We start from the raw sequence: 4286 nt of genomic DNA, 5'->3' as shown, positions 1-4286 counted from the left end.
GCAGCGCCATCGGCACATGATGGGTCACGCTCATCGCCCGCAGGCCGCGGATCAGGTCCAGGCCCGACAGGCCGTCCATCACCATCGACGCGATCACCATGTCCGGCGGCACGCGCACGGCAAGGCTGATCGACTCGATGGGATCGGTCACCGTCATGGTGCGGAACCCGCAGGCCGCCAGTTCCCCGCCGAGCTTCTTCGCGACCACCTTGGACGGGGTGACCAGCATGATCTCGACGTTGTGGACCTCGACGTCGGTGACCTGGAACTCGTAGCGCACCGGCAGTGCACGGATGATCCGGTTGGTCTCGGCCAGCAGCGGCTGTTCGGCGCGGTCGACGAGTTCGGCGATGCGGTCGATGAAGATCTGGGCATCGACCAGTTGCTTCTCGTCCAGCCGCTTCAGGCCGCTGAGGTAATCCTCCATGCGGTGGGCAACGAGGCTGACGGTGGGATAGCCGAAGCTGGTGCCCATGCCCCTGAAATTGTTTGCCGCCAGCCTCAGGACGCCGATGGTTTCCGCATCGCTGCGCAGGCCCTTCACACGATCGGCCAGCGTCGCGTTCATCATCTCCAGCCGGTCGCGCGCGTCGTCGACGAACTCCATGCGCAAGCGGTCTTCGAGGTCGTCGGTCGACAGGTACGAGGCCATGGAGCGGGTTCCGGATCGGAAAAAGGGGTACCCCGAAGGTACATCAAAACCGGCCGCCAAAACAGACGCGGCGCACCCCTATGTGAAAGGGCGCGCCGCGCACGATAAAACCCTTGATTTTCCGAAGGATCAGAGTCGGCCGAGCAACCCCTGGAACCAGGCCAGACGCTCTTCCGTCTGGGCGATGTCCCGGTCCAGCCAGGAGGCGAAATGGCCGTCGCTGCCGACATCCGCCCGCTTCAGGTCGCCCAGCCGCGCCAGTTCGGTCTCGCTGAGCGCCACGAGATTGTCGATCTGGTCCTTTTGCGACTCGACATCCAAAAGATGCAGGAAGCGCAGCTTCAGCGCGATCACCAGCTTGTTCAGCCCGTCGGCCGACGGCGCGCGGACATTGGCGCGCATCAGCGTGTCGAATTCCGCCCGCCCGGCCGCGGTCGGCCCCAGCAGGGCGTTGTCTTCCATGCCGCTGCCGTCCAGCGCCTCGATCAGCCCCTCGTAGCGCAGCATCTCCAGCGAGGTGCCCATCAGGTCCAGAGACGGACCCATCATACGATCGAGGAAATGGCGGACGGCGCCGGCCAGATCGGCGTAGCGCAGCGGACCGCCCTGGATCAGTGTGCCCAGGACGACGAGGCGCACGGCCTCCTTCGGCATCAGCGAGTTGTCACGATACATGGCGAACCCCCTGGGCGATGCCCCGGATTACAGGATGGACGGCACGGTCGCAGCCGGCCCGCAGCGATAAAGCTGCGAACCGGTCGCAACACTACCCCTCAAAGTAGGGACGTGCGTGTCATATGTCCAGGGGTCAAAACGTCCCTACCGCCAAAAGGGTTTTGGCGGGCCTGTCGCCAGGGGCTCGCATCAGGCGGCGAGCCGCAGATCCAGCCGGCTCCAGACGTCCAGCAGTGCATCGACCAGCATGCCCATCTGCGCGTCGGTGTGCAGCGGGGTCGGGGTGAAGCGCAGCCGCTCCGTCCCGCGCGGGACGGTGGGGTAGTTGATCGGCTGGACATAGATGTTGTGGCGGTCCAGCAGCTCGTCCGAGGCGCGCTTGCAGCGGTGGGCGTCGCCGACCATCAGCGGCACGATGTGGCTGACCGACGGCATCACCGGCAGGCCGGCGTCGGCGAACATCCGCTTCAGCGTCGCGGCGCGCTCCTGGTGCTGCGTCCGCTCGGTCTGGCTGTGCTTCAGATGGCGGATGGAGGCCAGCGCCCCCGCCGCCAGAACCGGCGACAGCGAGGTGGAGAGGATGAAGCCGGCGGCGAAGCTGCGGATGCAATCGATCAGCGCGGTGGAGCCGGTGATGTAGCCGCCCTGCACGCCGAAGCCCTTGCCCAGCGTGCCTTCGATGATGGTCAGCCGGTCCATGACGCCGTCGCGCTCGGCCACGCCGGCGCCGCGGGCGCCATACATGCCGACCGCATGGACCTCGTCCAGATAGGTCATGGCGCCGTGCTTGCCGGCAACGTCGCACAGGTCGGCAATGGGGGCGATGTCGCCGTCCATCGAATAGACGCTCTCGAACGCCACCACCTTGGGCCGCCCGGGGGCGATGCCCGACAACAGCTCGTCCAGGTGCTTGGGGTCGTTGTGGCGGAAGATGTGCTTCTCGGCGCCGGAATTGCGGATGCCGGTGATCATCGAGTTGTGGTTCAGCGCGTCCGACAGGATCACGCAGTTGGGCAGGATCTTGCCCAGCGTGGTCAGCGTCGCGTCGTTCGAGACATAGCCCGAGGTGAACAGCAGCGCCGCTTCCTTGTGGTGCAGGTCGGCCAGTTCGCGTTCCAGCAGCACATGGTAGACGTTGTTACCGGAGATGTTGCGCGTGCCGCCGGCGCCGGCGCCGACCCCGTCCAGCGCGTCGTGCATCGCCTTCAGCACATCCGGATGCTGGCCCATGCCGAGATAGTCGTTGGAGCACCAGACCGTGACCGGGCGCTCGTGCCCGTGGGAATCGCGGAAGGTCGCCGTCGGGAAGTTGCCCGCATGGCGTTCCAGATTGGCGAACACCCGGTAGCGGCCGTCCTGCTTCAGGGTCGCAATCTGGTTGCGGAAGAAAGTTTCGTAATCCATCGCGCGTTTCCGTTCGCGTTCATTCACACGGTCGGCTGCACCGGGTTTCAGACTTAGGGGCTAGGCCATTGGTCCGGCGCGTCGAAGAGGATGGCATGATCCTTACCGGCATGCCACCCGGCATTGATCGAAATCAAGCCGCCACCGCATGGGACCTTCGCACAAGAGGCAGACTCCCATGGCTTGCGGATGCCGCATGTCGGCCTTGAGTCCTTGCTTCGGCCTTGGTTCCGCCCTGCGGGCCAATCCTCCGGACATCCGGTTGCAACGTCGTTTCACGCCTCAACCGGGCTGTGTGTGATTTGGACAAATCTGTTGAAGGAGTAAAGAATTTATTCCTATCATCCGATGCGCGCAGTCGTGTTGGCAGGGAGAGGAAGATGGGCAAGCGGATCGTCCTGTGTCTCGATGGCACCTGGAACACACCGGGGAGCGGCGACGCCCCCGACAGGAACAGGCAGTCGACCAATGTCTGGAAGTTCTACAAATCGGTCCTGCCCCAGTCCAAGGACGGGACGTTTCAGTACAGCTTCTACGACTCCGGCGTCGGCACCGACAAGCAGGGCGGCATCGTCCATGACTGGCTCAACCACATCGTCGGCGGCGCCTTCGGCCTGGGGCTCGACAAGAAGATCAAGGACGGCTACCGCGCCCTGGCCAAACAGTATGCGACGGGCGATCGGGTCTTCATCCTGGGCTTCTCGCGCGGCGCCTACACCGCCCGCAGCCTTGTCGGACTGATCCGCAACGCCGGCCTGCTGCCGGCCGACCGGCTGGACCTGACCGACGCGGCCTATGCGCTGTACCGCAAGCGCGACGACGGCCCCGACGTGGAGGAGGCGACGCGGTTCCGCGAGGCCAACGGCTCGCGGCTGATTCCGATTCATTTCCTCGGCGTCTGGGACACGGTGGGCGCGCTGGGCATGCCGCTCGGCATCTGCGAACAACTGGACGAGAAGCTTTACGGTTTCCACGACACCGAACTCAGCGGTCTGGTCCGCAACGCCTTCCAGGCCCTGGCGATCGACGAGCACCGCAAGACCTTCGCTGCCTCCGTCTGGGATCCGAAGGACAAGCCGAAGCAGCGGCTGGAGCAGCGCTGGTTCGTCGGCTGCCATTCGAATGTCGGCGGCGGCTATGCGGAAGACCGGCTGTCGAACATCGCGCTGCACTGGATGATGGAGCGGGCAACCGACTGCGGACTGGCGCTCGATCCGGCATGGATGCCGGCGGTGACGCCGGAGAACGCGCTCGGCACCATCGTCGATTCCTATGCCAGCTTCCTCGACGGCCTCGGCAAGCTGGTGGAGCCGCGCTATTACCGCCCGGTCTGCGTCCTGCCCTACAGCGCGGAGAACCTGCACCCGTCGGTGCCGCAGCGCACCGCCGGCGATGCGGGCTATGCACCGCCCAATGTCGGCTTCCGCAAGGCGCTGGTGCAGTTCGACGCCGGATCGCAGTGAGGGCTCGATGAAGACGGGGCGGCGCCGTCCTCCGGCATCCGCCCCCTACACCGACCGATCCCGCAAACTTACTTGGTGCCGAACATCCGGTC

At 65.4% G+C, this 4286-nt stretch carries 4 protein-coding genes; 1 reads left to right on the top strand and 3 read right to left on the bottom strand.

Translation table 11 applies throughout. From position 1 onward, the window contains the following. The 3 genes from I71_RS09935 to hemA all read right to left on the bottom strand — a co-directional run. Positions 1-652 (bottom strand): Hpt domain-containing protein (locus I71_RS09935; RefSeq protein WP_042694427.1); only part of this gene is annotated, 652 nt, incomplete at its 3' end. Positions 653-781: 129 nt separating this feature from the next. Continuing rightward, a complete protein-coding gene (locus I71_RS09930; RefSeq protein ID WP_042694425.1) occupies positions 782-1327 on the bottom strand; it encodes a transcriptional regulator in 546 nt (181 codons plus the stop codon). Positions 1328-1516: 189 nt separating this feature from the next. Next, positions 1517-2731, bottom strand: coding sequence for a 5-aminolevulinate synthase (gene hemA, locus I71_RS09925; RefSeq protein ID WP_042694423.1), 1215 nt, complete (start codon positions 2729-2731; stop codon positions 1517-1519). Between the two features lie 380 nt (positions 2732-3111). On the opposite strand from hemA, the gene I71_RS09920 reads away from it, so the two are divergent. Then, entirely contained in the window at positions 3112-4194 is a 1083-nt protein-coding gene (locus I71_RS09920) for a DUF2235 domain-containing protein (RefSeq protein WP_042694422.1), read from the top strand. Positions 4195-4286: the final 92 nt, after the last annotated feature.

Source organism: Azospirillum sp. B506, from assembly GCF_000333595.1.
GTDB lineage: Bacteria > Pseudomonadota > Alphaproteobacteria > Azospirillales > Azospirillaceae > Azospirillum.
Note: the sequence above shows the minus strand (reverse complement) of the source record. Positions and strands in the feature narration are given on the sequence as shown.